24 protein-coding genes and 1 tRNA gene are annotated in these 25,763 nt (G+C 56.2%); 18 read left to right on the forward strand and 7 right to left on the reverse strand.

The genetic code is table 11. The features are described 5' to 3' along the window. The first annotated feature begins 182 nt into the window (after positions 1-182). From PMYSY11_RS10505 to PMYSY11_RS10515, 3 genes are all read left to right on the forward strand, one after another. Positions 183-431 (forward strand): hypothetical protein, encoded by a 249-nt coding sequence (locus PMYSY11_RS10505; protein ID WP_150549137.1) that lies wholly within the window; start codon positions 183-185, stop codon positions 429-431. Positions 432-580: 149 nt separating this feature from the next. Next, positions 581-2,494 carry a 3-dehydroshikimate dehydratase QuiC gene (gene quiC / locus PMYSY11_RS10510; protein ID WP_150549138.1) on the forward strand — a complete coding sequence of 638 codons (1,914 nt, stop codon included), beginning with the start codon at positions 581-583 and terminating at the stop codon, positions 2,492-2,494. Between the two features lie 106 nt (positions 2,495-2,600). Further along, positions 2,601-3,272, forward strand: coding sequence for a TetR/AcrR family transcriptional regulator (locus PMYSY11_RS10515; protein WP_150549139.1), 672 nt, complete (start codon positions 2,601-2,603; stop codon positions 3,270-3,272). Between the two features lie 64 nt (positions 3,273-3,336). Here PMYSY11_RS10515 and PMYSY11_RS10520 read toward each other — a convergent pair whose 3' ends face one another. Beyond that, positions 3,337-4,194, reverse strand: a complete 858-nt coding sequence (locus PMYSY11_RS10520; RefSeq protein ID WP_150549140.1) for a shikimate dehydrogenase — start codon at positions 4,192-4,194, stop codon at positions 3,337-3,339. 5 nt (positions 4,195-4,199) lie between these two features. Next, the gene (gene aroQ / locus PMYSY11_RS10525; RefSeq protein ID WP_150549141.1) at positions 4,200-4,640 is read right to left on the reverse strand and encodes a type II 3-dehydroquinate dehydratase; all 441 of its coding nucleotides are present in this window, start codon (positions 4,638-4,640) and stop codon (positions 4,200-4,202) included. Between the two features lie 484 nt (positions 4,641-5,124). Here aroQ and pcaH point away from each other — a divergent pair, with 484 nt between their 5' ends. From pcaH to PMYSY11_RS10545, 4 genes are all read left to right on the forward strand, one after another. Beyond that, a complete protein-coding gene (gene pcaH / locus PMYSY11_RS10530; RefSeq protein ID WP_069899761.1) occupies positions 5,125-5,841 on the forward strand; it encodes a protocatechuate 3,4-dioxygenase subunit beta in 717 nt (238 codons plus the stop codon). Positions 5,842-5,853: 12 nt separating this feature from the next. Further along, the gene (gene pcaG / locus PMYSY11_RS10535; protein WP_090511685.1) at positions 5,854-6,459 is read left to right on the forward strand and encodes a protocatechuate 3,4-dioxygenase subunit alpha; all 606 of its coding nucleotides are present in this window, start codon (positions 5,854-5,856) and stop codon (positions 6,457-6,459) included. Beyond that, positions 6,389-7,549 (forward strand): cell division protein ZapE, encoded by a 1,161-nt coding sequence (zapE, locus tag PMYSY11_RS10540; protein WP_150549142.1) that lies wholly within the window; start codon positions 6,389-6,391, stop codon positions 7,547-7,549. The genes pcaG and zapE overlap by 71 nt, the downstream gene beginning before the upstream one ends. 208 nt (positions 7,550-7,757) lie before the next feature. After that, positions 7,758-8,600, forward strand: coding sequence for an IclR family transcriptional regulator domain-containing protein (locus tag PMYSY11_RS10545; protein ID WP_090511690.1), 843 nt, complete (start codon positions 7,758-7,760; stop codon positions 8,598-8,600). Positions 8,601-8,836: 236 nt separating this feature from the next. Here PMYSY11_RS10545 and PMYSY11_RS10550 read toward each other — a convergent pair whose 3' ends face one another. Beyond that, on the reverse strand, positions 8,837-9,097 hold the full coding sequence (locus PMYSY11_RS10550) for a DUF2790 domain-containing protein (protein WP_150549143.1): 261 nt from the start codon (positions 9,095-9,097) through the stop codon (positions 8,837-8,839). Between the two features lie 125 nt (positions 9,098-9,222). Further along, entirely contained in the window at positions 9,223-10,158 is a 936-nt protein-coding gene (locus PMYSY11_RS10555) for a LysR family transcriptional regulator (RefSeq protein WP_150549144.1), read from the reverse strand. Between the two features lie 414 nt (positions 10,159-10,572). Here PMYSY11_RS10555 and PMYSY11_RS10560 point away from each other — a divergent pair, with 414 nt between their 5' ends. From PMYSY11_RS10560 to pcaC, 6 genes are all read left to right on the forward strand, one after another. Beyond that, positions 10,573-11,421 (forward strand): CoA transferase subunit A, encoded by an 849-nt coding sequence (locus PMYSY11_RS10560; RefSeq protein ID WP_069899744.1) that lies wholly within the window; start codon positions 10,573-10,575, stop codon positions 11,419-11,421. Beyond that, positions 11,421-12,203, forward strand: a complete 783-nt coding sequence (locus PMYSY11_RS10565; protein WP_069899743.1) for a CoA-transferase subunit beta — start codon at positions 11,421-11,423, stop codon at positions 12,201-12,203. The genes PMYSY11_RS10560 and PMYSY11_RS10565 overlap by 1 nt, the downstream gene beginning before the upstream one ends. Continuing rightward, on the forward strand, positions 12,200-13,405 hold the full coding sequence (pcaF, locus tag PMYSY11_RS10570) for a 3-oxoadipyl-CoA thiolase (protein WP_150549145.1): 1,206 nt from the start codon (positions 12,200-12,202) through the stop codon (positions 13,403-13,405). Before PMYSY11_RS10565 ends, pcaF begins: the two co-directional genes overlap by 4 nt. A gap of 116 nt (positions 13,406-13,521) precedes the next feature. Further along, positions 13,522-14,883 carry a 3-carboxy-cis,cis-muconate cycloisomerase gene (locus PMYSY11_RS10575; protein ID WP_150549146.1) on the forward strand — a complete coding sequence of 454 codons (1,362 nt, stop codon included), beginning with the start codon at positions 13,522-13,524 and terminating at the stop codon, positions 14,881-14,883. A 9-nt stretch (positions 14,884-14,892) separates the two neighbouring features. After that, positions 14,893-15,681: a 3-oxoadipate enol-lactonase gene (pcaD, locus tag PMYSY11_RS10580; protein WP_150549147.1), complete on the forward strand. Its 789-nt coding sequence runs from the start codon at positions 14,893-14,895 to the stop codon at positions 15,679-15,681. Between the two features lie 15 nt (positions 15,682-15,696). Continuing rightward, positions 15,697-16,092, forward strand: a complete 396-nt coding sequence (gene pcaC / locus PMYSY11_RS10585; protein ID WP_150549148.1) for a 4-carboxymuconolactone decarboxylase — start codon at positions 15,697-15,699, stop codon at positions 16,090-16,092. A 98-nt stretch (positions 16,093-16,190) separates the two neighbouring features. Here the strand turns inward: pcaC and PMYSY11_RS10590 are convergent, their stop codons facing one another. Then, positions 16,191-17,096: a LysR family transcriptional regulator gene (locus PMYSY11_RS10590; protein ID WP_150549149.1), complete on the reverse strand. Its 906-nt coding sequence runs from the start codon at positions 17,094-17,096 to the stop codon at positions 16,191-16,193. 163 nt (positions 17,097-17,259) lie between these two features. Here PMYSY11_RS10590 and PMYSY11_RS10595 point away from each other — a divergent pair, with 163 nt between their 5' ends. After that, a complete protein-coding gene (locus PMYSY11_RS10595; RefSeq protein ID WP_150549150.1) occupies positions 17,260-18,024 on the forward strand; it encodes an SDR family oxidoreductase in 765 nt (254 codons plus the stop codon). Positions 18,025-18,124: 100 nt separating this feature from the next. On the opposite strand, the gene PMYSY11_RS10600 is transcribed toward PMYSY11_RS10595, so the two are convergent. Beyond that, complete coding sequence (locus tag PMYSY11_RS10600; RefSeq protein WP_150549151.1) at positions 18,125-20,677, reverse strand: bifunctional diguanylate cyclase/phosphodiesterase; 2,553 nt, start codon at positions 20,675-20,677, stop codon at positions 18,125-18,127. A 386-nt stretch (positions 20,678-21,063) separates the two neighbouring features. Between PMYSY11_RS10600 and PMYSY11_RS10605 the strand changes: the two genes are divergently transcribed. The 3 genes from PMYSY11_RS10605 to PMYSY11_RS10615 all read left to right on the forward strand — a co-directional run bounded on the left by PMYSY11_RS10605 (position 21,064) and on the right by PMYSY11_RS10615 (position 22,751). Continuing rightward, positions 21,064-21,561 (forward strand): hypothetical protein, encoded by a 498-nt coding sequence (locus PMYSY11_RS10605; RefSeq protein ID WP_150549702.1) that lies wholly within the window; start codon positions 21,064-21,066, stop codon positions 21,559-21,561. A gap of 140 nt (positions 21,562-21,701) precedes the next feature. After that, entirely contained in the window at positions 21,702-22,391 is a 690-nt protein-coding gene (locus PMYSY11_RS10610) for a GNAT family N-acetyltransferase (RefSeq protein WP_150549152.1), read from the forward strand. Between the two features lie 273 nt (positions 22,392-22,664). After that, positions 22,665-22,751 (forward strand) — tRNA-Leu (locus tag PMYSY11_RS10615). A gap of 302 nt (positions 22,752-23,053) precedes the next feature. On the opposite strand, the gene PMYSY11_RS10620 is transcribed toward PMYSY11_RS10615, so the two are convergent. After that, positions 23,054-23,836 (reverse strand): LexA family transcriptional regulator, encoded by a 783-nt coding sequence (locus PMYSY11_RS10620; RefSeq protein ID WP_150549153.1) that lies wholly within the window; start codon positions 23,834-23,836, stop codon positions 23,054-23,056. 642 nt (positions 23,837-24,478) lie between these two features. Here PMYSY11_RS10620 and PMYSY11_RS10625 point away from each other — a divergent pair. After that, positions 24,479-25,603 carry an HDOD domain-containing protein gene (locus tag PMYSY11_RS10625; RefSeq protein ID WP_150549154.1) on the forward strand — a complete coding sequence of 375 codons (1,125 nt, stop codon included), beginning with the start codon at positions 24,479-24,481 and terminating at the stop codon, positions 25,601-25,603. Positions 25,604-25,763 lie beyond the last annotated feature (160 nt).

The following is a 25,763-nucleotide window of genomic DNA, read 5'->3' on the forward strand; positions in this document are numbered from 1 at the left end:
TGGGGCCATCCGTTCGGGACTGCGCAAGGGCAGCAGTCAGTCAGCAAGTGCACATAAAGACCGCACAGACAGAACGACGCAGTACACCGAATGTTGGTAACCGGACGTTGGAATGCTGGCAGGTTGAGCGGGCTTTATCTGTGCACGCCGGGTTTGTGTTAGGCGATTGCAAGTTCAGTCAGATGCTGAACAACAGCCGGCGCGGGCAGGGCGCCACACACAAACGGATAGGAAAGCAGAGCAGTAATGGGGGTCATAGCGGTTACCTGTTTCTTGAAATTGTTAGCAACATGTCACTGGGTAAAGTCATCGAAGCCGCATTACAGGGCAGTCTTGGCAGCGATGCTGGATGCAACATGGAGAAGATGTTGCGCACAATCGCTGAACAGGTCAATTCGATTAAGGCCGAATTGATCGATAATCGAACATAAAACTAACTGGATGGTACGTTTTAAATTGCTGTGACCTACACATCGGCTAATAATCAAAACTCTAATTAGTCTCCGTTCGGGCGGTCGATAAACAGTGTGGTTTTTGCCCATGCGTACATGTCGAATCGCCTCCCACAAGGAGTTGCAGCATGCAGCGTTCTATTGCCACCGTTTCGTTGAGCGGTACTCTGCCGGAAAAGCTCGAAGCCATCGCCGCAGCCGGCTTTGATGGTGTCGAAATCTTCGAGAACGATCTTCTCTACTACGACGGCAGCCCTCGCGATGTGCGAAAACTCTGCGCTGATCTGGGCATCGCAATTACCTTGTTTCAGCCCTTTCGCGACTTTGAAGGCTGTCGCCGTGATCGCCTGAGCAAGAACCTCGACCGTGCCGAGCGTAAATTCGATCTGATGCAGGAACTCGGCACTGATCTGGTGTTGGTGTGCAGCAACGTTGCTGCCGACTCGCTTGGCGATGAAGAGATTCTGATCGACGACCTGCGTCAGATGGCAGAACGGGCCGGGGCGCGTAATCTGCGAATCGGCTATGAGGCGCTGGCCTGGGGGCGTCATGTAAATACTTGGCAACAGGTCTGGAGTATTGTTCGCCAGGCAAACCATCCAGCGTTGGGCGTATTGCTCGACAGTTTTCATACCTTGTCGATCAAGGGTGATCCCAGCGGTATCGCGCAGATTCCGGGTGACAAGATCTTCTTTGTGCAGATGGCCGATGCGCCCATTCTGACGATGGATGTCCTCGAGTGGAGCCGTCATTTCCGCTGCTTTCCAGGCCAGGGGGAATTTGACCTTGCGGGTTTCCTCGCACCGATTCTTAAAACCGGTTACGCCGGTCCGTTGTCGCTCGAGATCTTCAACGACGGTTTCCGCGCTGCGCCGCCACGCGCCAATGCTGCAGATGGTCTGCGCTCGCTGCTCTACCTCGAAGAAAACACCCGTAAGCTGCTGCAAAAAGAGAATGCAATGCCGGCGGATCCGGCGTTGCTGTTCGCGCCGACACCTGCCAGCCGCTATGACGGCGTCGAGTTCCTCGAGTTTGCCGTCAATGAAGCGCAGGGCGCAAAACTGGCGGGCTGGCTTGAACGTATGGGGTTTGCCCGAACCGGAGAGCATCGCTCAAAGGCGGTTAGTTTGCTAACTCAGGGCGATATAAAAATTGTGCTTAACGCCGAACCGTATTCGTTCGCACACAGTTTCTTTGAAGCACACGGGCCATCGCTCTGTGCGACTGCCTTGCGGGTGAAGGATGCCGACACTGCGCTGGAGCGTGCACGCGCTTACAAGGCTCAGCCGTATCGCGGTCTTGCTGGGCCCAATGAACGTGAGCTTTCGGCTGTTCGCGCACCGGATGGCAGCCTGATCTATCTGGTTGAGCCGGGTGAGCCTGGCAGCACCATTTATGACTCCGACTTCAAGTTGGATCCGGATGCGCTGGCTGTAGGCGGTCTTGAACGTATCGATCATATGGCCATGGCACTGCCAGCCGACAGCCTCGACAGCTGGGTGCTGTTCTATAAAGGTGTGCTGGACTTTCAGGCGGACGACGAAGTCGTGTTGCCAGATCCTTATGGCCTGGTTAAAAGCCGTGCGATTCGCAGCCGTTGCAGTACTGTGCGCCTGCCGTTGAACGTCTCGGAAAATCGTAATACGGCCATTTCACATGCGCTGTCTAGCTACCGTGGTTCGGGTGTTCACCACATCGCTTTTTCATGCACCGACATTTTCGCCGAAGTCAGCCGCGCCAAAGAGGCGGGGGTGCCGTTGTTGGAAATCCCGCTTAATTACTACGATGACCTCGCCGCACGCTTCGATTTCGACGACGAGTTTCTCAGCGAACTGGCTTACTACAATGTTCTTTATGACCGTGATGCACAGGGTGGTGAGTTGTTTCACGTGTACACCGAGCCTTTCGATGGACGCTTTTTCTTCGAAATCATCCAGCGCAAGAACGACTATGTCGGATACGGCGCGGCCAACGTTGCAGTGCGGCTGGCGGCTATGGCCAAGGCGCGCAGTGGTGGGGCGCCGCGTCAGGTAAACCTGTAACTGCTGCAATGTGTTAAAAGTGCCCGTCTGATCAACCAGGCTGGCACTTTTATCTGCAGGTCAGCCAGCTCATAATCGCATAACAAGAAACAGGCACGAGCTCTACATGACCACAAGTATCGATATTACCGAGCCATTGGCCGAAACTCCGCGAAAAAGCCGCAAGAACAACCCTGAGAAAACCCGTGAGGATATTCTTCTGGCGGCGGTTCATGAATTCGTCAATCAGGGGCTGTCGGGCGCTCGGGTCGATGCCATTGCGGAGCGCACGCATACCTCGAAACGCATGATCTACTATTACTTCTCAAGCAAGGAGCAGTTATATGTCGAGGTACTGGAGAAGCTGTATGGCGACATTCGTCGCACCGAAGCGCAGCTTCATCTGGCAGAACTGCCGGCCCCTGAAGCTATTGCGCGACTGGTCGAGTTCACCTTCGATCACCATGATCGCAATGTAGACTTCGTGCGCATTGTCAGCATCGAAAACATTCATCGTGGCGAGTACGTTAAGCAGTCGCCGACGATACGCTCATTGAGCAGTAATGTGCTGGACATGCTCGATGACACGCTGCGCCGGGGTGAAGCCAGTGGGGATTTTCGCAAGGGTGTACAGGCGATAGATTTGCACCTGCTGATGAGTTCGTTCTGCTTTTATCGTGTCTCGAACCGCCATACCTTCAGCGAGATCTTTCAGATTGATCTGGCAGAAGATGCCGCTGTTAAACAGCGCCACAAGCAGATGATTTGTGACGCTGTGTTGAGTTACCTGAAAGCCTGAGTATTTGATATGTGTTCGAGCTGCGGGGTTGTGTCATCCGGCGACATAACCCCGCATCCAGCGCTTAGCCATTCATGCTATGGAAGTGCGCTTGCATACGCTCGGCATCGGCAGGACGCGAGCAGAACAGTTCAAACGCCTTGACCGCCTGAAACACTGCCATGGTGCCCCCGTCCAGAGTGCGACAGCCCAGCGCACGGGCCTGCTTGAGCAGCTCGGTTTCCAAGGGGAAATAAACAATCTCGGCAACCCATAAGCCCGCATGCAACAGTTCGGGTGGTAATGGTGTGCCCGGCAGTTTGGCCATGCCAACCGGTGTGGTATTGACCAGGCCCGTTGCGCCCGCAACATCTGCAGCCAGGTTCTGGCCAACTTGCGCGCGACCTTCACCGAAGTGGCAATTGAGGCTATCAACCAGGCCTTGCGCCTTGAGCGGATCAACTTCGTGAATGATCAGGCGTTTAACGCCTTCACTGAGTAAGGCGTGTGCCACGGCAGCGCCCGCACCGCCCGCGCCCATCTGCACGACTTGGCTGCAGTCAACATCCCCCAGACCTCGGCGAAACCCTTCGGCAAATCCCAGACAGTCGGTGTTGTGGCCGATGCGCTTGCCATCCCTGAACACCACGGTGTTAACCGCACCAATACCGCGTGCTTCATCAGAAAGCTCATCGAGCAGCGGAATAACGGCCTGTTTGCACGGGAAGGTAATGTTGAGGCCGGTAAATCCCATGCGCTGTGCCGATTCAAGCAGGTCGGGCAGGGCGCTCATGTCAAGCTTCAGGGCATCGAGGTCGATCAGGCGATAAAGATAGCGGATGCCTTGAGCGTCGCCTTCGTGCTCATGCAGTGCGGGCGTGCGTGAGGCCTGTATGCCTGCGCCAATCAGGCCGGCAAGTATTGAGGGAATTGGAGTATTCATGGTCATCAGGCTTTGATCAGTTGGGCAAAATGTTCGAGCGCAAGGCGGTAGCCGTTGCTGCCGAAACCGCACATCACACCAACAGCGATGGCGGACACATACGAGTGGTGACGGAAGGTTTCTCGTGCGTGTACGTTGGAAAGGTGTACTTCAATGACCGGCACTTCACTGGCAACCAATGCATCGCGTATAGCAACCGAGGTATGTGTCCAGGCCGCAGGGTTGATGATGATTCCGGCGCAACGGCCACGCGCTTGATGAATCCAGTCGATCATCTGGCCTTCATGATTGGTTTGCTGGAACTCAACCTGCAGTTCAAGGCGTTCGCCGGTGAGACGACACATGTCAGCAATATCATCCAGGGTTTCGTGGCCATAAGTAGCAGGTTCACGGGTGCCCAGCATATTGAGATTAGGCCCGTTAAGAATCAGAACAGTACGCGTCATTGCGACGACCTCTATTATTTTAATCTGGCAAAAAGCATCTGCGATAAAAATGTACTAAATAGTTAGTTTGGTCAACTGACGGTCACGACAGAACCGCTGTTCAGTATCTGGTGCAAGGCTCTATATACATGTCGAACAGGGCCGAAAGGCCCATGGCAGAGGCGTTTTGAAGGTACAGGCAGCGATAGGTGGCGGGTGAATTGCTGTTCGATAATCGACCACATCTAGCGCAACGGGTCGCCTGCCAGCAGTAATTTTTGCAAGGCCTGAGGCTGGGGTTGTGGAGATTGAAAGCGAAAAGCGCTTGCGTGCACTCAGGTTTATCCGCGTGGAGTGCAACTGAAGCGCCTATCCATAACTATATGGTTATGGATAGGCGCAATCTTTTCATTATTCAGGCTGGAACTTCTGATGGACACTGCGCCGAACTTGGCCTGATTGGGCCGGCAGATTGATTCATCCATTCCAATAAGAGGAAATCGTCATGTCTGACGCGCAAAGCCGCTTCGTCATTCGCGACCGTAACTGGCACCCCAAGGCGCTGACCCCGGATTACAAAACTTCCATTGCACGTTCTCCCCGTCAGGCGCTGGTCAGCATTCCACAGTCGATTTCCGAAACCACTGGCCCGGATTTCAGCCACCTGAAGCGTGGCGAGCACGACAACGATTTGCTGCTCAATTTCAACAATGGTGGCTTGCCGGTTGGCGAGCGCATCATCCTTGCCGGTCGTGTCTGCGATCAGTACGGCAAGCCGGTGCCGAATACCCTGGTGGAAATCTGGCAAGCCAACGCGGGTGGCCGCTATCGCCACAAGAACGACCGTTATCTGGCTCCGCTAGATCCGAATTTTGGTGGTGTCGGCCGTACGCTGACTGACCGCGACGGCTTCTACAGCTTCCGCACCATCAAGCCCGGCCCGTATCCGTGGCGCAATGGCCCGAATGACTGGCGTCCGGCGCATGTGCATGTGTCGATCAGCGGGCCTTCAATTTCGAGCCGCCTGATTACCCAGCTGTATTTTGAAGGTGACCCGCTGATTCCGATGTGCCCCATCGTCAAGTCGATTGCCAACCCCGATGCGGTGCAGTCCCTGATTGCCAAGCTCGACATGGCAACGGCCAATCCCATGGATTGCCTGGCGTATCGGTTCGATATTGTGCTGCGTGGCCAGCGTCAGACCCATTTCGAGAATCGTTGAGGATACCTGCAAATGCCTATTCAATTACTGCCGGAAACGCCATCTCAAACTGCTGGCCCGTATGTGCATATCGGCTTGGCGCTAGCGGCTGCCGGTAATCCGCCGCGCCCGCAGGAAATCTGGAACCAGATGGCTAAGCCAGAAGCTGAAGGTGAGCACATTGTGCTGATTGGTCATGTCTATGATGGCAATGGCCATCTGGTCCGCGACTCGTTTATCGAGCTGTGGCAAGCTGACCATCAGGGTCGCTACGACAACGCCTACGATCTGGAAAAGCCGTTCAACGGTTTTGGCCGCACGGCCACTACGTTCGATGCGGGCGAATGGACCATGCACACGATCAAGCCGGGCGTCGTCAATAACGCGGCGGGTGTGGCGATGGCGCCGCATATCAATCTGTCGTTGTTTGCCCGTGGCATCAATATTCACTTGCAAACCCGTGTGTATTTCTCTGATGAGGCCGAGGCCAATCAAATTGATCCGGTGCTTAACCTGATCGAGCAACCGCAGCGCCGTGAGACCCTGATCGCGCAGCGTTGTGAGGTCGATGGCAAAACGGCTTATCGCTTTGATATCCGCATTCAGGGTGAAGGCGAAACGGTGTTCTTTGACTTCTGATTCAACCGCGCCGGACCTCCTGGTCCGGCAGCACTTTGCAGCGTTACTGGGCGCGCGTGGCTATCACGCGGACCCAGCGCAACAAGCAGCCATTGATCATCTCGGTCAGTGGCTTTGCGCGTTTATGGAGGGTCGCCAGCGCTGGTTACGACGACCTTCCGCTGGCGTTTATTTATGGGGCAGCGTTGGGCGCGGCAAGAGCTTTGTGCTGGATGCGGTGTTCAATGCGGCGCCGCTGGCAGAAAAACGTCGCGTGCATTTCCACGCCTTCCTGCAAGAGCTGCAACTGCGCATGCGCGCTTTCGCCGGTCAGCGAGATTCGTTGGCACGGGTTGCTGAGCAGATTGCCAGCGAAACTCGTCTGCTATGTTTTGACGAATTCCATGTGCACGACATTGGCGACGCCATGCTGCTCGGGCGCATGCTTAAAGCGTTGGTGGATGCCGGTGTCGGGTTGATCTGCACCTCCAATTATCCGCCGGCAAAACTGTGCCCCAATCCCTTGTATCGCGACCGCTTCCAACCGGCGATCGACCTGCTCAACAAGCGCTTTGATGTGCTGGAGCTAGGCGGCGCTACGGATTATCGCCAAGCCTCTGACTATTGCTGGGGCCGCCTGTATTGGCCATTGGAGGAGGGCAGCGAGCGCCTCGGCGACGTGCTGGGCTTCACTGCGCAAGCGCCGGGCGTGCATTGTGTTGAGGTCAATCACCGGCCACTGCAACTGCGCAATCGCGAAGGGCAACGGGTTTGGGTCGATTTTACCGAGTTGTGCCGCAGCCCGCGCTCAAGCGCTGATTTTCTCTGGTTGTGCGAGCACTTCCAGCAGGTTGCGCTGGGCGGAGTTAGCACGCTGGAGAACGAGGGCATTGATGTACAACAGCGCTTTCTCAATTTCATCGACATCGCTTACGACAGCGGTATTGAGTTGCTGCTGGGCTGCAGCGCAGGCCTCGATCAACTGTGCAATGTCGCCAGCCATGTCGACTTCAATCGCACCCGCAGCCGCCTGATGCAGTTGCAGCCTTGCCCTGTAGTGGAAACTGTCGATTCGGCTGCACCCCAAGCAGTCCTCCAGTCACACGGGTAGTGTGACGGAGGAGGGTGCCGCGTGTGGGGGAATAGCCATGCCTTGTGGGCAGGGTTATACCGCTGCCACCCAACAAAGCCTGATAGAACCCGGTTGCGCGCAGCGGCAGCGCAAAATAGTGGCAAGCAATGCATAGGTCAATTGCGATTATCGAACTTTGGTTCGATAATCGATCAAAACTGCCAAAGCTGTTCAGGACACAATAACAATGAGTGACGATCAACACTTACCGCTGGCGACACTGGCACCGCCCATCGTGGCTTCCCCAGCCAAGCGCATTGAGGCGCTGACGGGCGACCCTAACTTTATGACCTCTCTGGCGCGCGGATTAGCCGTGATTCATGCGTTTCAGGAGCGTAAGCGACAACTGACGATTGCACAGATCAGTCATCGCACCGAAATTCCGCGCGCGGCAGTTCGTCGTTGCCTGCACACGCTGATGAAGCTCGGTTATGCAACCACCGACGGGCGCACTTACTCACTGCTGCCCAAGGTGCTGACTCTCGGCCATGCTTATCTGTCATCGACGCCACTCGCGGTCACGGCGCAGCCGATACTCGACCGCATCAGCGAGCAACTGCACGAGGCCTGTTCGATGGCCACGCTCGAAGGTGACGAGATTCTCTACATCGCCCGTTCAGCCACTCCGCAACGCCTGATCTCGGTCGATCTCAGTGTGGGCAGCCGCTTGCCGGCGTATTGCACATCAATGGGCCGAATTTTGCTGGCAGGCCTGACCGATCCGGCGCTGGATGACTATCTGGCGCATGCCGACATGCAAATCAAAACCAGCCGCACGGTGCACACCGCACAGGGCTTGCGTGACAGCGTGGCGCAGATTCGTGAGCAGGGTTGGGTGATTATCGATCAGGAGCTGGAGGTCGGTTTACGTTCAATCGCGGTGCCGCTGAAGGACTCAGCTGGCCAGGTTCTGGCAGCTCTGAACGTGGGCACGCATGTTGGTCGCACCTCCCGCCAAGAACTGGAAACCCGCTTTTTGCCGGTCTTACTTGAAGCCAGCAAAGAGCTTAGCGAGCGCTTGTTCCACTGAGTAATGGCGCTAACGGAAACATGCGCCGTTGGTGTTGCACGGTTTGGATTGGCGTGAGATGGGCAATTGCAGGAGCAATCGATCTTTTGTCATCAGCGGGTATGAGAGGCTGAGCTTACGCCAAATTGGACGAAACCATGGGATGGGTTCGGCAGGCGAACCATCCCCGAATTCCCTGTTTGCGGCGCCGTTTTATCAACCCGCCAGCGCCGACAAACGCTTTGTTGGGTTAGGTTTCAATAGGCGCAGTTGTTGCCCAGACGCTCGTATTGCAGACGGTGCGTTTCACCTTTGGAATCCTCATACACCATGGTCGCGTCAACCACGCCGCAGCCTTCATCGGTCGCTGTCTGTGAAATAACCCGGGCCACATCGAGTGTGTCACCGTACTGATAAGTTTCAGGTTTTACCGGAGCATCTGCAGCGGCTGGAGTGGTGGCTGCAGCAGCCCACGGAGCAACAAGACCCAGGCAGACCGCCAACGCTAAAATTTTCATTTTTTTACCTCTGTTGGTTAACGACGGGGCAAGCTTAAAAGTCGCCGTCCCTGCTAAACAGAAGTGAAAATGAGAAGAACTTTTGCCTGATACGTAACAATTGCGGGGCGTTGCGCTGGAGTTGATCAGGCCCAGAACAGCGCGTTTTCGAGAATGGCCTGATGGCTGCGCATCGCCTTGGGTAACTCCTCCTTGAGGAACTCGATCCAGGTCCGCACCTTGGCATCCAGATACCTGCGTGAGGGGTATAGCGCGTAAAGGCTGCGCTCATGCAGGCGGTGCTGGGGCAACACCCGCACCAGTGTGCCTTGCTGCAATGCCTTGGCCGCAACGAGGTCGGGTAACAGACAAATGCCCATCCCGGCCGCTGCGGTTTGCGCCATGGCTTCGGCCACATTGACCTGAAAGATCTTGCCGGGTTGCACGCGCTGCTCAACCCCGTTGTCGTTAAACAGCCAACTTTCGCCGAATACCGGGTCAATCAGTTGCAGGCAACGATGGTTCTCCAGGTCGCCGATACTCTTTGGAATGCCGTACTTGTCGAGGTAGGCGGGCGCCGCGCAAACCACGCTGTAAATGTCGCACACTTGCTGCGCGACCAGTTCTGAATCCGGCAATGTACGCGCCAGTGTCAGGACTACATCGTGGCCTTCTTCGAGCAGGTCGGGATGACGCTGCGAGAGGCTCATTTCAATATTGACCTCAGGAAAGCGCTCGCCATAGCGCACCGCCAGAGGTCCTAACAACTGCGTGCCGAGGGCGGTGATGGAGTGAATGCGCAGGCGGCCTTTGGGTACCAGATGCGCGCCACTGGCTTCCGCCGAGGCCTCATCGACTTGGGCCAATACCGAACGGCAGCGCTCCAGATAACGCTCTCCCACCTCGGTTAAACCGAGGCGTCGGGTGCTGCGCTGGAGCAGTCTGGCTTGCAGATCGGATTCAAGTTCACTGACCAGGCGCGAGACTTGCGCGGTCGATATATTCATCGAGTTGGCGGCCGCGGTGAACGTGCCGCAATCAACCACCTGAACAAATACTCGCATTGCTTGTAGGACGTCCATCAACCCTCGCCTGAATAATGCGCATGCGCGCGGCTGAGATTATTACGCAAAATGAAAAGATCGTCTTCATGCGCACAAACGCGGCATTGTGGCGGCGGGCTCGAATTAGCGCATCGATATCGACGAGAACCGGCTGATTCTCAATTACACCTGGAATCTGCTCTGAGTTTTCAGCGCTTGCACGGCACGCTGTAGTGCAGAGTTGCTTGGCCTTGCGCACGTGCACAGTGTTTGCATCGTTACGCCCCGGGATTGCTGGGGCGTAGCTATTTTTGCGGTTTATACCTGCTGATTATCTAGCGTTCGATAATCGCACGCATAGTCGATTATCGGATTGTTTGGCCTCGGTGGCAGGCGTAATTTAGCGGCAACTGGCGTGGCTCCCCGCCGCCCAAAACCAACAAGAGAACCACCATGGCTGAAATTATCTCCCTGCACGAGGCCGTAGAGCGCTTTGTACATGATGGCGACACGGTTGCCCTTGAAGGCTTCACCCATCTGATCCCGACTGCTGCCGCGCACGAACTGATTCGTCAGGGTAAAAAGGACCTGACGCTGGTGCGTATGACGCCCGATCTGGTGTATGACTTGTTGATCGGTGCCGGCTGCGCCAAGAAGTTGATTTTCTCCTGGGGCGGTAATCCGGGTGTGGGTTCTCTGCACCGCTTGCGTGATGCGGTCGAGAAGGGCTGGCCACAGCCGTTGGCCATTGAAGAGCACAGCCATGCTGCCATGGCCAACGCTTATGTGTCCGGTGCCTCGAACCTGCCGTTCGCAGTATTGCGCGGCTATCAGGGTTCGGATCTGGCCAAGGTCAATCCGCAAATCAAGTTCATCAACTGCCCGTTTACCGGCGAGAAGCTGGCGGCCGTGCCGAGCGTACGTCCGGACGTAACCGTTATTCACGCGCAAAAAGCCGACCGCAAAGGCAACGTGCTGATTCAGGGCATTCTGGGTGTGCAGAAAGAAGCGGCGTTGGCAGCCAAGCGTTGTATCGTCACCGTTGAAGAGATTGTCGACGATCTGCAAGCGCCAATGAATGCCTGCGTATTGCCAGCCTGGGCACTTACCGCCGTTTGCGTAGTGCCGGGTGGTGCCCATCCTTCCTATGCACATGGTTATTACGAGCGCGACAACCGTTTCTATCAGGCGTGGGACCCGATTGCCCGCGACCGTGACACTTTCACCGCCTGGATTGATAGCTTCATCCGTGGCACTGCCGATTTTTCCGAGTTTCAAGCCAAGCTCGCGGAGGCCAAATAATGAGCGCCTACAGCACCAATGAAATGATGACCGTGGCAGCTGCCCGCCGCCTCGGCAACAACGATGTGACCTTCGTCGGCATTGGCCTGCCATCCAAGGCCGCCAACTTGGCGCGCCTTACGCATTCGCCGGATGTCACGTTGATCTACGAATCCGGCCCGATCGGTGCCAAGCCGTCGGTTCTTCCGTTGTCCATCGGGGACGGTGAGCTGGCCGAAACCGCCGATACCGTGGTGCCAACGGGTGAAATCTTCCGCTATTGGCTGCAGGGCGGGCGCATCGACGTCGGCTTCCTCGGTGCTGCGCAAGTCGACAAATACGGCAACATCAACACCACGGTGATCGGTGATTACCATCAGCCGAAAGTACGTTTGCCAGGTGCTGGTGGCGCGCCGGAAATTGCCGGTTCGGCAAAGAAAGTGTTGATCATTCTCAAGCAAGGCCATCGCACCTTCGTCGACAAGCTGGCGTTCATTACCTCTGTCGGCCACGGTGAAGGCGGCGACAGCCGTAAGCAACTCGGGCTGCCAGGTGCCGGTCCGGTCGCGATCATCACCGACCTGTGCATCATGGAACCGGAAGAGGGCACCAACGAATTCATCGTGACCTCGCTGCATCCCGGGATTACCCGTGAGCAGGTGATTGAAGCGACTGGCTGGCAGATTCGTTTTGCCGCGGTTGTCGGTGAAACCGATGCCCCGACATCTGTTGAGCTGGAAGCACTGCGCGCACTTGAAGCGCGTACTGCAGCCGCTCATGGCCAGGCCGGAGGTGAGGAATGAGCCGCGATGTATTTATTTGCGACGCAGTGCGTACACCGATTGGGCGCCTGAACGGCGCTCTCTCGGCGGTACGTGCAGATGATCTCGCAGCGATCCCGCTGCGGGCGCTGATCGAGCGTAACCCGAACGTCGACTGGAACGCGCTCGATGAAGTGTTCATGGGCTGCGCAAACCAGTCTGGCGAGGACAACCGTAACGTTGCGCGTATGGCGCTGTTGCTCGCCGGCCTGCCGGAAACCGTTCCCGGTGTGACCCTCAATCGTTTGTGTGCCTCGGGTCTTGATGCGGTCGGCTCAGCCTTCCGCGCCATAGCGATGGGCGAGATGGACCTGGCAATTGCGGCGGGCGTCGAGTCGATGACCCGCGCGCCGTATGTGATGGGTAAAGCCGACAGCGCGTTTGGCCGTGGCCAGAAAATCGAAGACACGACCATGGGCTGGCGTTTCATCAACCCGCAGATGAAAGAGCAGTTTGGTGTAGACGCCATGCCGGTGACCGCCGACAACGTGGCGCAGGAATATGCCGTGAGCCGTGAGGATCAGGATGCTTTCGCGCTGCGCAGCCAACAACGCGCCGCTGCTGCGCAGGAGTCCGGCTACTACGCCGAGGAAATCGTGCCGGTGGTGATAAAGACCCGCAAGGGCGAGACCATAGTCGACACCGACGAGCACCCGCGTGCCGACAGCAGCGCTGAAGCCATGGCCAAGCTCAAGCCGGTTAACGGCCCTGATAAAACCGTCACAGCAGGCAATGCGTCGGGTCTTAACGACGGTGCCAGCGCAATCATTCTGGCCTCGGCAGAAGCGGTGCAGAAGTACGGCCTCACGCCGCGCGCCAAAGTGCTTGGCATGGCCAGCGCGGGTGTGGCGCCGCGAGTCATGGGAATTGGTCCGGTGCCTGCTGTGCGCAAACTGCTGGCGCGTCTTAATCTCGATATCAACGCCTTCGATGTTATCGAGCTCAACGAAGCTTTTGCCGCGCAAGGCTTGGCGGTCACCCGCGAGCTTGGGCTGGCGGACGACAGCGCCAAGGTCAATCCCAATGGGGGGGCAATTGCGTTGGGTCACCCACTGGGCATGAGCGGAAATCGTCTGGTGCTGACTGCGGTTCACCAGCTGCAAAAGACTGGCGGCAAGCTGGGTCTGGCAACCATGTGCGTAGGCGTCGGTCAGGGCTTGGCGCTGGCAATCGAACGCGTCTGAGTTGCACCTGTGCCATTGTAACTACTGAAGCAAGCGCCGTTTGCAGTTAGCAAAAGCTGGCCGCAAACGGCGCGCTGTTATACAACTGATGTTTGTTCTTTTGCTGGAGTAACGGCTTGAATAGCCCGAGCAATCAACTTTTTGACGCCTACTTCACCCAGCCTGCCATGCGCGCTATCTTCTCTGATGATGGGCGTGTGCAAGGCATGCTGGATTTTGAAGCCGCGCTGGCCCGCGCTGAAGCCAAGGTCGGCCTGTTTTCACCGGCGCTGGTGGCGCCCATCGAGGCCGCTTGCCGCGCTGAACTTTACGACTACAACAGCCTGGCTCAGGCCATTGTGATCGCGGGCAACTCAGCCATTCCGTTGGTCAAAGCGTTGGGCAAACAAGTTGCCAGCCGCAACCCCGAAGCCGAACGCTATGTGCACCTTGGCGCAACCAGTCAGGATGTCATGGACAGCGGCTTGGTGGTGCAGCTGCGCGGCGCAATTGAGTTGCTGGAACATGATCTGGCCAGTCTGGCTGATGCACTGGCCGAGCAAGCTGAGCGCCATGCCGACACGCCAATGGCCGGACGCACATGGCTGCAACATGCAACGCCTGTGACGCTGGGCATGAAGCTGGCCGGTGTACTCGGCGCGATCACACGCCATCGTCAGAGGCTGACTGAAATAAAGCCGCGTTTGCTGTGCCTGCAATTTGGTGGCGCTTCCGGCAGTTTGGCAGCATTAGGCGAACAGGCCTGGCCGGTGTCCGAGGCGCTGGCGAGTGAATTGCAACTGAGCCTGCCGGATCAGCCGTGGCACACCCAGCGTGATCGTCTGGTGGAGTTCGCCAGCCTGCTCGGGATGCTCGCTGGTAGCCTTGGCAAACTTGGCCGCGACCTGAGCCTGCTGATGCAGACCGAGGCGGGTGAAGTATTCGAGCCCGCAGCGCCGGGTAAGGGTGGCTCATCAACCATGCCGCACAAGCGCAATCCGGTGAGTGCTGCGGTGCTGATCGGCGCAGCAACACGAGCGCCGGGGCTGGTGGCAACCATGCTCGCCGCGATGCCACAAGAACACGAACGCAGCCTGGGTTTGTGGCATGCCGAGTGGGAAACCTTGCCCGAGTTGTGCTGTTTGGTCTCGGGCGCGCTGCAACAAGCATTACTGGTGGTGCCCGGGCTTGAAGTGCAAGCGGCGCGGATGCGCAGCAACCTCGACCTGACTCAGGGGCTGGTTCTGGCCGAAGCAGTCAGTATTGCGCTGGCGCAGAAAATCGGTCGCGACGCGGCTCATCATTTGCTCGAAAGCTGTTGCCGCCAAGCCGTGGAGCAGGGCGCGCATTTACGCCAGGTTCTCGGCGACAACAATGAAGTCAGCGCCCACTTGAGTGCGGCAGAACTCGATCGCCTGCTGGATCCTGCATTTTATCTTGGTCAAGCCCGTCGCTGGGTCGAGCGCGCTGTGGCCGAACATCAAAATTTCTCCCGATAGGAGCGCGGTATGTCTGCCGTACAACTCGCCGATGGCGAACTGAATTATCTGCTCGAAGGCCCCTCAGATGCGCCAGTGCTGGTGTTGTCGAATTCGCTGGGCACCGATTTGCACATGTGGGACGCGCAAGTGGCGGCGTTCTCTGAGCACTTTCGCGTGCTGCGTTACGACACCCGTGGCCATGGTCAATCGCTGGTCACCGAAGGCCCTTACAGCATTGAGCAAAATGGCCGTGATGTGCTGGCTCTGCTGGACGCGCTGCACATTGATAAGGCCTATTTCTGCGGGCTGTCGATGGGCGGCCTGATTGGTCAATGGCTGGCTATTAATGCACCTGAGCGCCTGCACAAGGTTGTGGTGTGCAACACCGCGGCGAAGATCGGCAATCCGGATGTGTGGAATCCGCGTATCGAAACCGTGCTGCGCGACGGCGCAGCAGCCATGGTTGCCCTGCGTGACGCCTCGATTGCGCGCTGGTTTACACCTGAGTTCGCCAAGGCCGAACCGGCCAAGGTCGAGCCCATTGTCGGCATGCTCGCGCAGACTTCCCCGCAGGGCTACGCCGCCAATTGCGCGGCGGTACGCGATGCTGATTTCCGCGAGCAACTGGGCAGCATTCGCCTGCCGGTTCTGGTGGTGTGCGGTACGCAGGATGCTGTGACGACACCGGCGGATGGCGGGTTTATGGTTGAGCGCATTGAAGGCGCGCAAATGATCGAATTTCACGCTGCGCATTTGTCCAACGTCGAAGCTGGCGAGCTGTTTACCCAGTGCGTTATGACCTTCCTGCAAGCCTGACCCGGAGCTATTCAGATGGATGAGACGCAACGCTATGAAGACGGCATGCAAGTGCGTCGCGCTGTACTGGGCGATGCCCACGTCGACCGCAGCCTGGAAAAGCTGACGCCATTCAACCAGGAGTTTCAGGAGATGATTACCCGTCATGCCTGGGGCGATATTTGGACGCGTCCCGGCCTGCCGCGCCACACGCGCAGCCTGATTACCATCGCCATGCTGATTGGCATGAACCGCGAGGGTGAATTGAAGCTGCACCTCAAGGCCGCCAAGAACAATGGCGTGAGCCGCGAAGAGATCAAGGAAGTGTTGATGCAGAGCGCGATCTACTGCGGCATTCCGGCAGCCAACGCTACGTTCCACCTCGCAGAAGAAGTGTGGGACGAGATGGGCGTGGAATCGATGTCCGACTAAACGCCTGCCTGACCTGCAAAGCCCCGTATTTCGGGGCTTTTTGCTTTTTACCTGTGTAGCCATCAAGCAAACACAGTGCAGTGAGTCATCTGCTCTTATCAGCTTTGGTTATCCCAGTACGGCGGGCTGCCGAACGCCAGCTTCAGGCAGTCAACCAACGCCCTTAGCTTGGCCGATGCGTGGCGACCTTCCGGGTGCGCTACGTATATGTACTCGGTGGCGGTGCTCAGGCCAATATCGACCACGTGCAATGCACCCGAACGGATAGCCGCGCCCGCGATGAATGTGGGCAACAGCGCGATGCCTAATCCCGCCAGTGTTGCGTCGAGCATCATGTCGCCGTTATTGACCCTGAATGCATTTTTGGCGCGGGCGATTCGCGCGCCGTGCTGGCCATCGAAGCGCCAATCTGCAGTGCCGCGGTTGGTGTAGAAAATACCCTTGTGGTTGGGTAAGTCATCGACCGAAGCGGGGCTTCCATATTGTTCAAGATAAGTCGGGCTTGCGACCAACAACCGCTGGCTGGTCGCCAATTGCCAGGCCACTAAGCGCGAGTCTTGCAGCGGGCCATGGCGGATCACTGCATCGAAGCCTTCGGATGAGGCGTCGATGCGCCGGTCATTCAAATCAAGCGTCACCTCAAGTTGCGGGTGCGCAGCAATGAACGGGTAGAGCGCCGGGCCCAAATGCATACGGCCAAAGGTGACGGGCGCCGAAATACGCAGCGGGCCAGACAATCCGCCACGGCGTTCAGCCATGTCCGCCGTTGCCGCCTCGACATCACGAATTATCCGTGTGGCCTGCTGCAGAAACACGGCACCATCTTCGGTGAGGCTGACCTTGCGTGTGGTGCGATGCAGCAGGCGAGTGCCGAGCATCCGCTCAAGCTCTGCCAGCCGTTCGCTGACCACCGATTTCGACAGATTCAGCCGTCTGCCGGCCTCACTGATCGAGCCTGATTCGGCCACGGCGACAAAACTGGCGATTCCGTCGAGCTTTAGCATTGTTCTGGTTTTCCGAAAGGTAGAACCGGTAATTGCCGGCTAGTCCAAACACTCACCACGGCCCAAATTCGCCTCACCAGCCAGGCCCAGTCGAGCACGCTGATAACCCAAGCCTTTCACTCAGGCAGCCAACAGCTGCTAAGGATTACTCAGGAGAAGAGACATGAAACGTTTAGCAGATAAAGTTGCCATCGTCACAGGCGCAAGTTCGGGCATCGGTTACGCAACCGCCAAATTGTTCGCCGCCGAAGGGGCCAAGGTGATTGTCGGCGCACGCCGAGAAAGTGAGCTCAATGATCTGGTCGCAGAAATCCGCGCTGCCGGTGGCGAGGCGCTGGCTCTGGCCGGCGATGTGCGTTCAGAAGATTACGCCAAAGCGCTGGTGGCGCTTGCAGTCGAGCAATACGGGCGTCTCGATGTGGCTTTCAACAATGCCGGAACACTGGGTGAGGGCGGCCCAAGCACCGACGTGTCGGAAAAAGGCTGGACCGATACCGTAGAAATCAACCTGACCGGATCGTTTCTTGGCGCTAAGCATCAAATCGCCCAAATGCTCAATAATGGTGGCGGCTCGGTGATCTTCACATCGACCTTTGTCGGCCATACCTTCGCGTTTCCTGGCGTTGCTGCTTATGCCGCGAGTAAATCCGGGCTGATCGGTCTCACGCAAGCGCTGGCGTCCGAATACGGCCCCAACAACATCCGGGTGAACGCCATTCTGCCGGGCGCAGTTGATACCGATATGTACCGCAGCATGAACAATACGGCGCAATCACAAGCCTTCATCACCGGGCTGCACGCACTTAAACGCGTAGGCGCCGTCGATGAGCTGGCGCGTTCGGTGTTGTATCTGGCATCGGACGATTCATCGTTCGTCACCGGAACTGCCTCGCTGGTTGATGGCGGCGCTTCGATTACCCGCAGTTAAGGTTGGCGGACAATGCCCCGACTCAGTCTGGTTATTGTCCGCCTGGTGGCGTTATCAAGGTTTTTGGATTTGTGTTGTGGTCACGACAAGGTTGGCGCGGTTACTCAAGCATTGCGTTGAACACTTTGGCGTCCAGCGGCCGGCTCAGGAAGTATCCCTGGCCTTCATGGCAGTCCACTGTCTCGAGCCAGCTGAGTTGCTCGGTGGTTTCAATGCCTTCGGCTGTAACGGTGAGCGACAGCGCGCGGCCGAGGCTGATCATGGCCTGGATGATGGATTTATCTTCTTCGCTGTCAACCAGGCGATTTAAAAAGCCCCGGTCAATTTTTAGTCCGTCGAATGGAAAGGTGCGCAGGTTATTCAGCGAAGAATAACCCGTGCCGAAATCGTCCATGGTGATACGAACACCGAGGTTTTTCAGCTCGTTCATCACCTCGAGGGTGCCGACGGCATCGTCCAGTGTGGCGTTTTCGGTTATTTCCAGTTCCAGTCGGGCAGGGTCGATTCCGCTGCTAATGAGGCTGTTTTTAACCCGCTCGGCCAAGTTTCCGCGTTTGAATTCGCTGGGTGAAAGATTGACCGATACAAATAGGTTATCGGGCCAGCGCGCGGCGTTGATGCAGGCGTTTTCCAGTACCCAGTTGCCCAGATGCACGATTAAGCCGGTGTCCTCGGCAATCGGGATGAAGGTGTCTGGCGCAATTAAACCCCGCGTCGGATGTTGCCAGCGCACCAGTGCTTCGGCGCCGACCATCTGACCGTCCGAGATGCGATAGCGCGGCTGGAAATGCAGCCTTAACTCGTCGTGATTGATCGCATAGCGCAGGTCACTTTCCATGCGCCGACGCTCAATGATCTTGTCATTCATGTCACTGGCATAAAAGCGCCAGGTATTGCGCCCGGCAGCTTTCGCTTCATACAGCGCTATGTCTGAATAGCGCAGTATCTCGGTGACATTATCGGCATCGTTGGGCGCCATTGCGATACCCACGCTGGCGCCGACGAACACCCCCTGTTCAGCCATTTTGATGGGTTGCTCGATTGCCATGATCAGCCGGCGACACACTTCTTCAACGGCCTCTTCATTGTTGATTCCCTCGAGAACCAAGACAAACTCATCGCCGCCCACACGCGACACCAGATCGCCGTGGCGGATACAGTTAATCAGCCGGCTGGATATTTCATTCAGCACCAAGTCACCCGCGGCGTGCCCCAAGAGATCGTTGACCGGCTTGAAGCGATCCAGGTCGACGCTGAGCACCAGCAGCGGTTGTTCCATCGAGCGCTTGGATTTGAGTTTCTCACCGAGAAACGCCAACAGTCGCGTTCTGTTGGCAAGGCCGGTAAGCGCATCGTGTAGCGAGAGGAATTCGATCCGCCGACGCGCTTCTTCCTCCTCAGTCACATCCGTCGCCGTGCCCCGGAAACCGCCATCCACCATTGCCCGCGCAGAAAGCCGGGTAATACGTTCCTGCCCTTGCGTATCGCGGTAGTGGCATTGGATGCTTGGATGCGGATCTCGATCGGGGTTGTTCAGATAATCAGACATCGAGCCGGCCTGTCTGTACAGCAAGCTGTCCATGCTCCGGCCAATCCACGACGCTACAGGCAATCCTGTGACGCTTTCAAATCGCTCCGATAAAAAGGTGAAGCGCATGTCACGGTTGATTTCCCACACCCAATCCGAACTTGCTTCAACGACATCCCGAAATCGCTTCTCACTGGTGTTAAGCGCAGCTTCACTGTGTTTAAGCGACTCGTAACTGTTATCAAGCGCTTTGGCAGCGACGGTTGTGCGTCTCAATATGACCCACGCCATGAGGCATACAACCAACGCAGCACAGCCTATTAAGGGGATGCCAATAATCAATATTCCTTGGCTCGGCACTTCGGGATTCCACTGTATCTTTCCTGCATTGCCGTCTTCACCCAGTGCCATAACATTCGAGCCAACGGCTTGCGAGGTGCTTGCTAAGCGCAAGTCGTTGACGCCATAGTCCTGACCCAGCGCCTTGAGTCGGCTGTTATTCAACAAGGTCGCCAATACCATCACCGATGGCGAGCGACCATCATTTTTTATCGTTGGATCATCGCCCGTGGTAATCGCCATTGCGGTTACATAGGCTGGCGTGCCAGCAACCTGCGTGTAAGTGGCTACCGGTATCTCTGCTTCCGCACGGGCGCGTGCCTGTTCTACCAGTGGGAGAGCGGGTTGTTGCAGCCACTTTTCGGCATTAATTTGTGCAAGCTTGCCATTGATGACCGAGTAAACCGTGCGTCCCTGCGGATCAATGACAAACACCCCGTTAATAAAAAAGTCGCTATAAAGTGATGCGCCGAGATTCTGCTTAACGTAAGCCCAGTCCGTGTCTACTTGCAGGTGCAAATGCTCATACGCATCTCCCCAGCTAGCGTTATCCCGGATGTAAGAATCCATCGAGCTTTCTAATGACTTCAGCGCATTGGCAGTGTGAAATTGGCCTTCTTTGATCTCCCGGGCATCCAGCGTATGGGCGATATACGCCAGCAGACCACCGGTAAGCATGAATAATCCAACAAGCAGGCAAACGAATTTGAACAAGGATGTGCGTATCAGCGCCACGCTTGAGTGATTTGGCTGGGTGTCATCAAGGGAGAGAGGGTTGCTCGGCATAGCGTCTCGCGGTCGGCTCAGGCACGGAGTGGCTCAATTACGTATCGGCTGCATGCGCGCAATAATGAGTCACGTATCGCGCAACGCAGCATTACCTTCGCCAATAGTAGACAGCATTGAGCCGCCAAGCCGTTTGTTTGCAGCCGGCAGTTGATCAATTCACGGCTCTTACTCGCCTGATGGTACGTTGAAGCCCGTGCGTGGCGGGGCTCTACAGGCTACTGAAGGTAACCGGCTAAATTATTCTGGTTGACTCATCAGGTAGTCAGAGGTGTTTGCTTGCCTGCGGTTTATTCTTGGTCAGCGAATTCTGCCGGTAATGATTACACTATGCGCTGATAATCCGGGCCATACCCATGGCTGTACCGAACAAGGAACTCGCCACTATGGCCTCCGCAGAGAAACAGCAAAAGCGTGCAAAGCGCGCCAAATTCAAGGCCAAGCAAAACCGCTCCGGCAAGTCCAAGGTCAATGTTGTGCATCCGGTATTGGCCAATCCGCTGATTGATGAGCCGTTCGATGATGTCGAGATCGACTTGAGCACTTTCGACTTCAAAGATATTGAAGAGAATGGTTTCGACCCGGCGCACTTCGACGACTTGTTTCAGGCGATGAAAGTCGGCGAAGGCATCAGTCTGTTGGCAATGTGCCTGGTGTTCCTGCAATACCCGGTATTGGAATTGGTGGTCGCTGAAGAGTCGGAAGACGCAGCCACCGACTTCATGATGGGCCTGCTGATTACCTACCGCGGCATTTTCCATGATGAAGACGAAGAAGCGGCAGTGAACTGGATCGGTGGTGAATCCTTCCAGAATGCCTACAACGAAGCCTCGATAATCCTGCAGAAAAAGAACGCTCGCGCCACGACGCCCGCACGCGGATAAAGCCGGGGCGCTTGTTTGCCGCGCACATTAATGCGATGCCCCTTTGCGCGGCGAGAGTGTGTTGGGTGTGGTGGCTGTGGGCGTTACAATAGCGTCAGCGCCGATTGCCCCGATCGGGCACGCCCGGAGCCAGCTTCTCGATGTTCACCCTTGTGCACTTGGAAACACCGCCACCCGAAGACCTGAAAAGCCAGGTTCTGCAAATGGTGGTGGACTACTTCAGCGACATCAGCCCGGTTTCGCTGACGCCAAGTAATCCGCTGTATCAGTTGTACCAGTACGTGATTGGCTACGAGGTACACCTGTATCTGCAAGCCATGAACAGCGATCAGCAGAGCAGCGCCCGGTTGATTCTGGCTCTCGATGATGAAGATCCCTCGCAGGTGCTCGGTTTTGCCCTGTACCTGCCCAGCGAGGATGATGAGCAGGCGTGCACGTTGGCTTACATGGCTGTTCAGGCAGATCATCGGCGCAGCGGAATTGCCAGAGCCATGCTAAAGAAGATGATTGCGCATCGCCCGCATGCCGAGCTGGCGTGCGCCGCCGACAAGGTGCCAACCTTTGAGGCTTTAGGTTTTCAGGTGCTGGCCGCGCAAGGGCCACATGTTGTCATGAGTACACGTAATTACCGTTCGGCCGGCATGGTTGCCGTGCAGGATCTGGCCCCGATATTCCAGGCGACTGAAGTGCGGCAGATCCATGCGTACCTGCTCAAACAACACGGCAAAAAGGCCATGAGCGACGCCGAAAGTAAGCGTGATCGGGTACTCGACCAAGTGGCTTATCAGGCTGAATTATTGGTTAAAGAGCGCTTTCCGACGATTCACTGATGCGGGGCATGCTGTTTGTTTTGCATGTTGCTGAACGGGGATAATGGCGTCTCGCTAGGCTTGGCTTGTTCAACACTAACTACATTGAAACGGCGACATATGCACACCGTTTCATTGGCCTATTAGTCGCACGCACCGCTGAGCCTTAGCTGTGAGTGACATCAATCTTTTTTCCTTGAATTGATTTATGCCGACATTTTTGTCGGCCCAAGTGATTGATAACTCTTTAAATTTAAGGTTAAATGCCGAGCGCTTAAACGCACTGCTTCTGCCGCCCGAATGGCGAAATCGGTAGACGCAAGGGACTTAAAATCCCTCGGGGGTAACCCCGTGCCGGTTCGATTCCGGCTTCGGGCACCAATTCAGGTTTCGCTGGGTTCCGCTAAACGCCGCAAGCCCAGCAAAACCAAGCACTTCGCAACATTTCACTTCCTCTGGCTTTCGCATCAGTTCTCTGCCAACCGCATTTTTAAGTACATTATTAAGTACATCTGAATTCGATGGACTTGAGATGTACTTATGCCGCTTTGCGATACCGCCGTCCGCCGAGCCGGGCCATCGCAAAGAACCTTCGCTTCTTGAATGACTCGGGGGAAAGACCGACTGCTTGAGCGATTTCCTTGGGCGGGCGGGTTTAAACAATGGCTCTCAATGAAGGAGGGTCAGCGGAACGCGCTTATCCAAAACACTCGGCCTATTATGGTTATTCCGTCGTTTGGATCGAGCACAACTTGGTGTGAGAACTTTTCGGAACTATGCTCGTCGCGGTTGAAGCTGCGCAGTCGAAGTCCACCACCGGGGAGTTTGTAGAGTTGTTTCACTCTGAGCTGGCCTGCGTGATCGACCGCGTATATATCACCGTTGTTGACGCGGATTGTGGACGTGTCTATCCCGACTACAGAGCCCTTGGGGATTACGGGACCCATGCTGTTGTCGGATACTAGGACGCAGCGTGCAACGTCTGGTTTTATGCCCTCTGCCGCGAGCTGCGATCTGCTAAACGGGAACTTTTTCTCATTGTTGACTGCAATTGGCATTCTGCCCTCCATCCGTGGCGACATTTCAATCTCAACCAGGAATGGCACGGTGATGATGTCGGAAGATAAGTCGTTTTTTTCCAGCCAGGTGCTGTCAAGCCCGACCATATTAAGCTGTTGATGCTCTGGCGTAGGTGTTAGGGCTGCAGAGTCTCCAGCATTTTCTGTTTTACCGGTGTTGTAACTGAGTTGGTCTGCGCGTTCAGGTCCGGTCCCGCACTCAAGCCAGTCTCGAGAGATCCCAAAGCGTGCACTGACGCGCTTCATCTGCCTGGCCGGCACACCTCGAACAAACCAGTTTTGTAGATTTTGAGGGACGATACCTAGTTTAGCTGCAGCCGCGGTTTTGCTCAGGTCCAGGTCGTGTATTACTTTACGAAGTCGATCGCCAGAATTTGATTTGGTCATAAGCAAATAGCTTATGCGCCTTGTGAGATTTCTGAAATAAACTTATTAGTGGTAACAGATAAAAGCGAAGATGCACTGTTTTCATATCCAGTTCAGTACTTTCAATGCTTGATAGGGCCATTGAAGAACCCGGCACTGCGAGGGCTTTAGCCATAAAGCTCGGGGTGGCGTTTATGGCGGTTTCACAATAGAAGATCAGAGGTGTACCAGCCAAATGGGTTCGACCGATTATTGCTGCGTGTTATCACGTTGATAGAGCGGCACAGCTTTGCCCTTAATTTATCGGAGTTTTTGCAGGTAGCCACTCACCACGTAGTGCTCGCTATCGAACTGACGCAAATAAACAGATGCACCTAGTACCGCGCAAACCGACCGCACATTTCGTCGCCTCCATCAATCCAAACGCGCACAGAATACTGTGCGGCAGCCAAACCAGTGCTGAAAGGGCAATCATGCTGACGCCAATTAACCTTACATTTATAATGTGTAATAAGACTTGCCTGCTCAACCCGTGCCACCGATTGGCATTATTGCGATCTGAGCCCGCACGGAAGTGATCGCCTGAGCTAACTGCAGCGCAGAGGGCAGTGTGTTGAGTGATTGCAGGTGTAAGGTGCGAGTTCAGGCTGATAAGGAAATGTTATGCGTGTGATGATTCTGGATAACGACCGATGGAATGCGGAGGTTCTAGAGAAGATCATCCTGAGCATTAGCCCCAATCTGAAAGTCGATATATACAGCCGCGTGCACCAAGCGATTGCTGCGCACCGCGAAGGCGACTATCAACTGGTGATGAGTGAATTGAGCCTGCCCGATGCGCCAGGCAGCGACTTGCTCAAACAGATCCGGCGAACCGACAGCACTACACCGCTGGTGATTATTACCGGACAAGCGGATCGGTCTAGCATCATGGCCGTCCGGCCGTTGGGTATCAGCGCCTTTATCACCAAGCCGTTTCAGGTGCGTCATGTGCTCGACTGCCTGAGCAAACTGCTGCCTGCCGGTACCGCCACAGATAGCTCGCCTGCGCACAGCACAAGCTTCAAGGAGCATCTGGCCACGTTACCGGCGCAAGCGCTGGACCTTCCGGTGATAGCCACGGTGCGTACGCAATTACTCAACTATCTGGATGGTCAGCCATTCGATCTGCGCAAATTAGCCGAGTCGATGAAACATGATCCTGCGCTGTGCGCGAAGCTGGTCGCGGTTGCCAACAGTACGGCCTACAACACCGATGGGCGGGCGTGCCTCAGCCACCTTGAGGCATTGCGCAAACTTGGTGTGCAAACGAGTTTGAATATCGCTCTCGGTATGGCGCTACGCCAATTTACACAACAGGCTGAGGGGCCGGTTAAAGAGATGATTGAACGCCAGCTTCTCGCCACAGATCAGCTCGCTGAAAAGGCGGTCGCATTGGCCGTAAAGTGCAATAAAGAACCAGCTCTGCTGCATACCGCCGCGTTACTGCACCGCATGGGCGAACTCTGTGTGCTTTATCATGCGCAGGTTTGGGTCAACAGTGGCTCGAGCCTGGGTGAAGATGAATTGCTGCAAGCAATCAACCTGTTCAGCGAGAATTTTGCCAACAGCCTCAAGGTTAACTGGCAGTTGCCAATGCCGCTGCGTGAGTTGATTGGCGCGGTCTACGCGCTGCCCAAGACTCAAATCCGCCGCAAGCAGGTAATCATGCGTCTGGCGGCGGCAGAACAACGGGATGAAGAACCTGCCAGCATCGAGCGGTTAAGGCGCATGGCTGGTTTGACCTGATCGTTTCAGTCGCAGCATGAGTGCTGCTTAGTTGACAATTGCTTGGCGTCGGCACGCGTTGACTCAGCTGTACGTGCTTTGCAAAACGTTTTGATGGCATGACGCGCTATTCACGCAATCAGCACCTCGCCACTACGCCGGTGAATTAAACCGGTCTGTG

Source organism: Pseudomonas marincola (assembly GCF_900682675.2).
In the GTDB taxonomy this organism is placed as follows: Bacteria; Pseudomonadota; Gammaproteobacteria; order Pseudomonadales; family Pseudomonadaceae; genus Aquipseudomonas; species Aquipseudomonas marincola.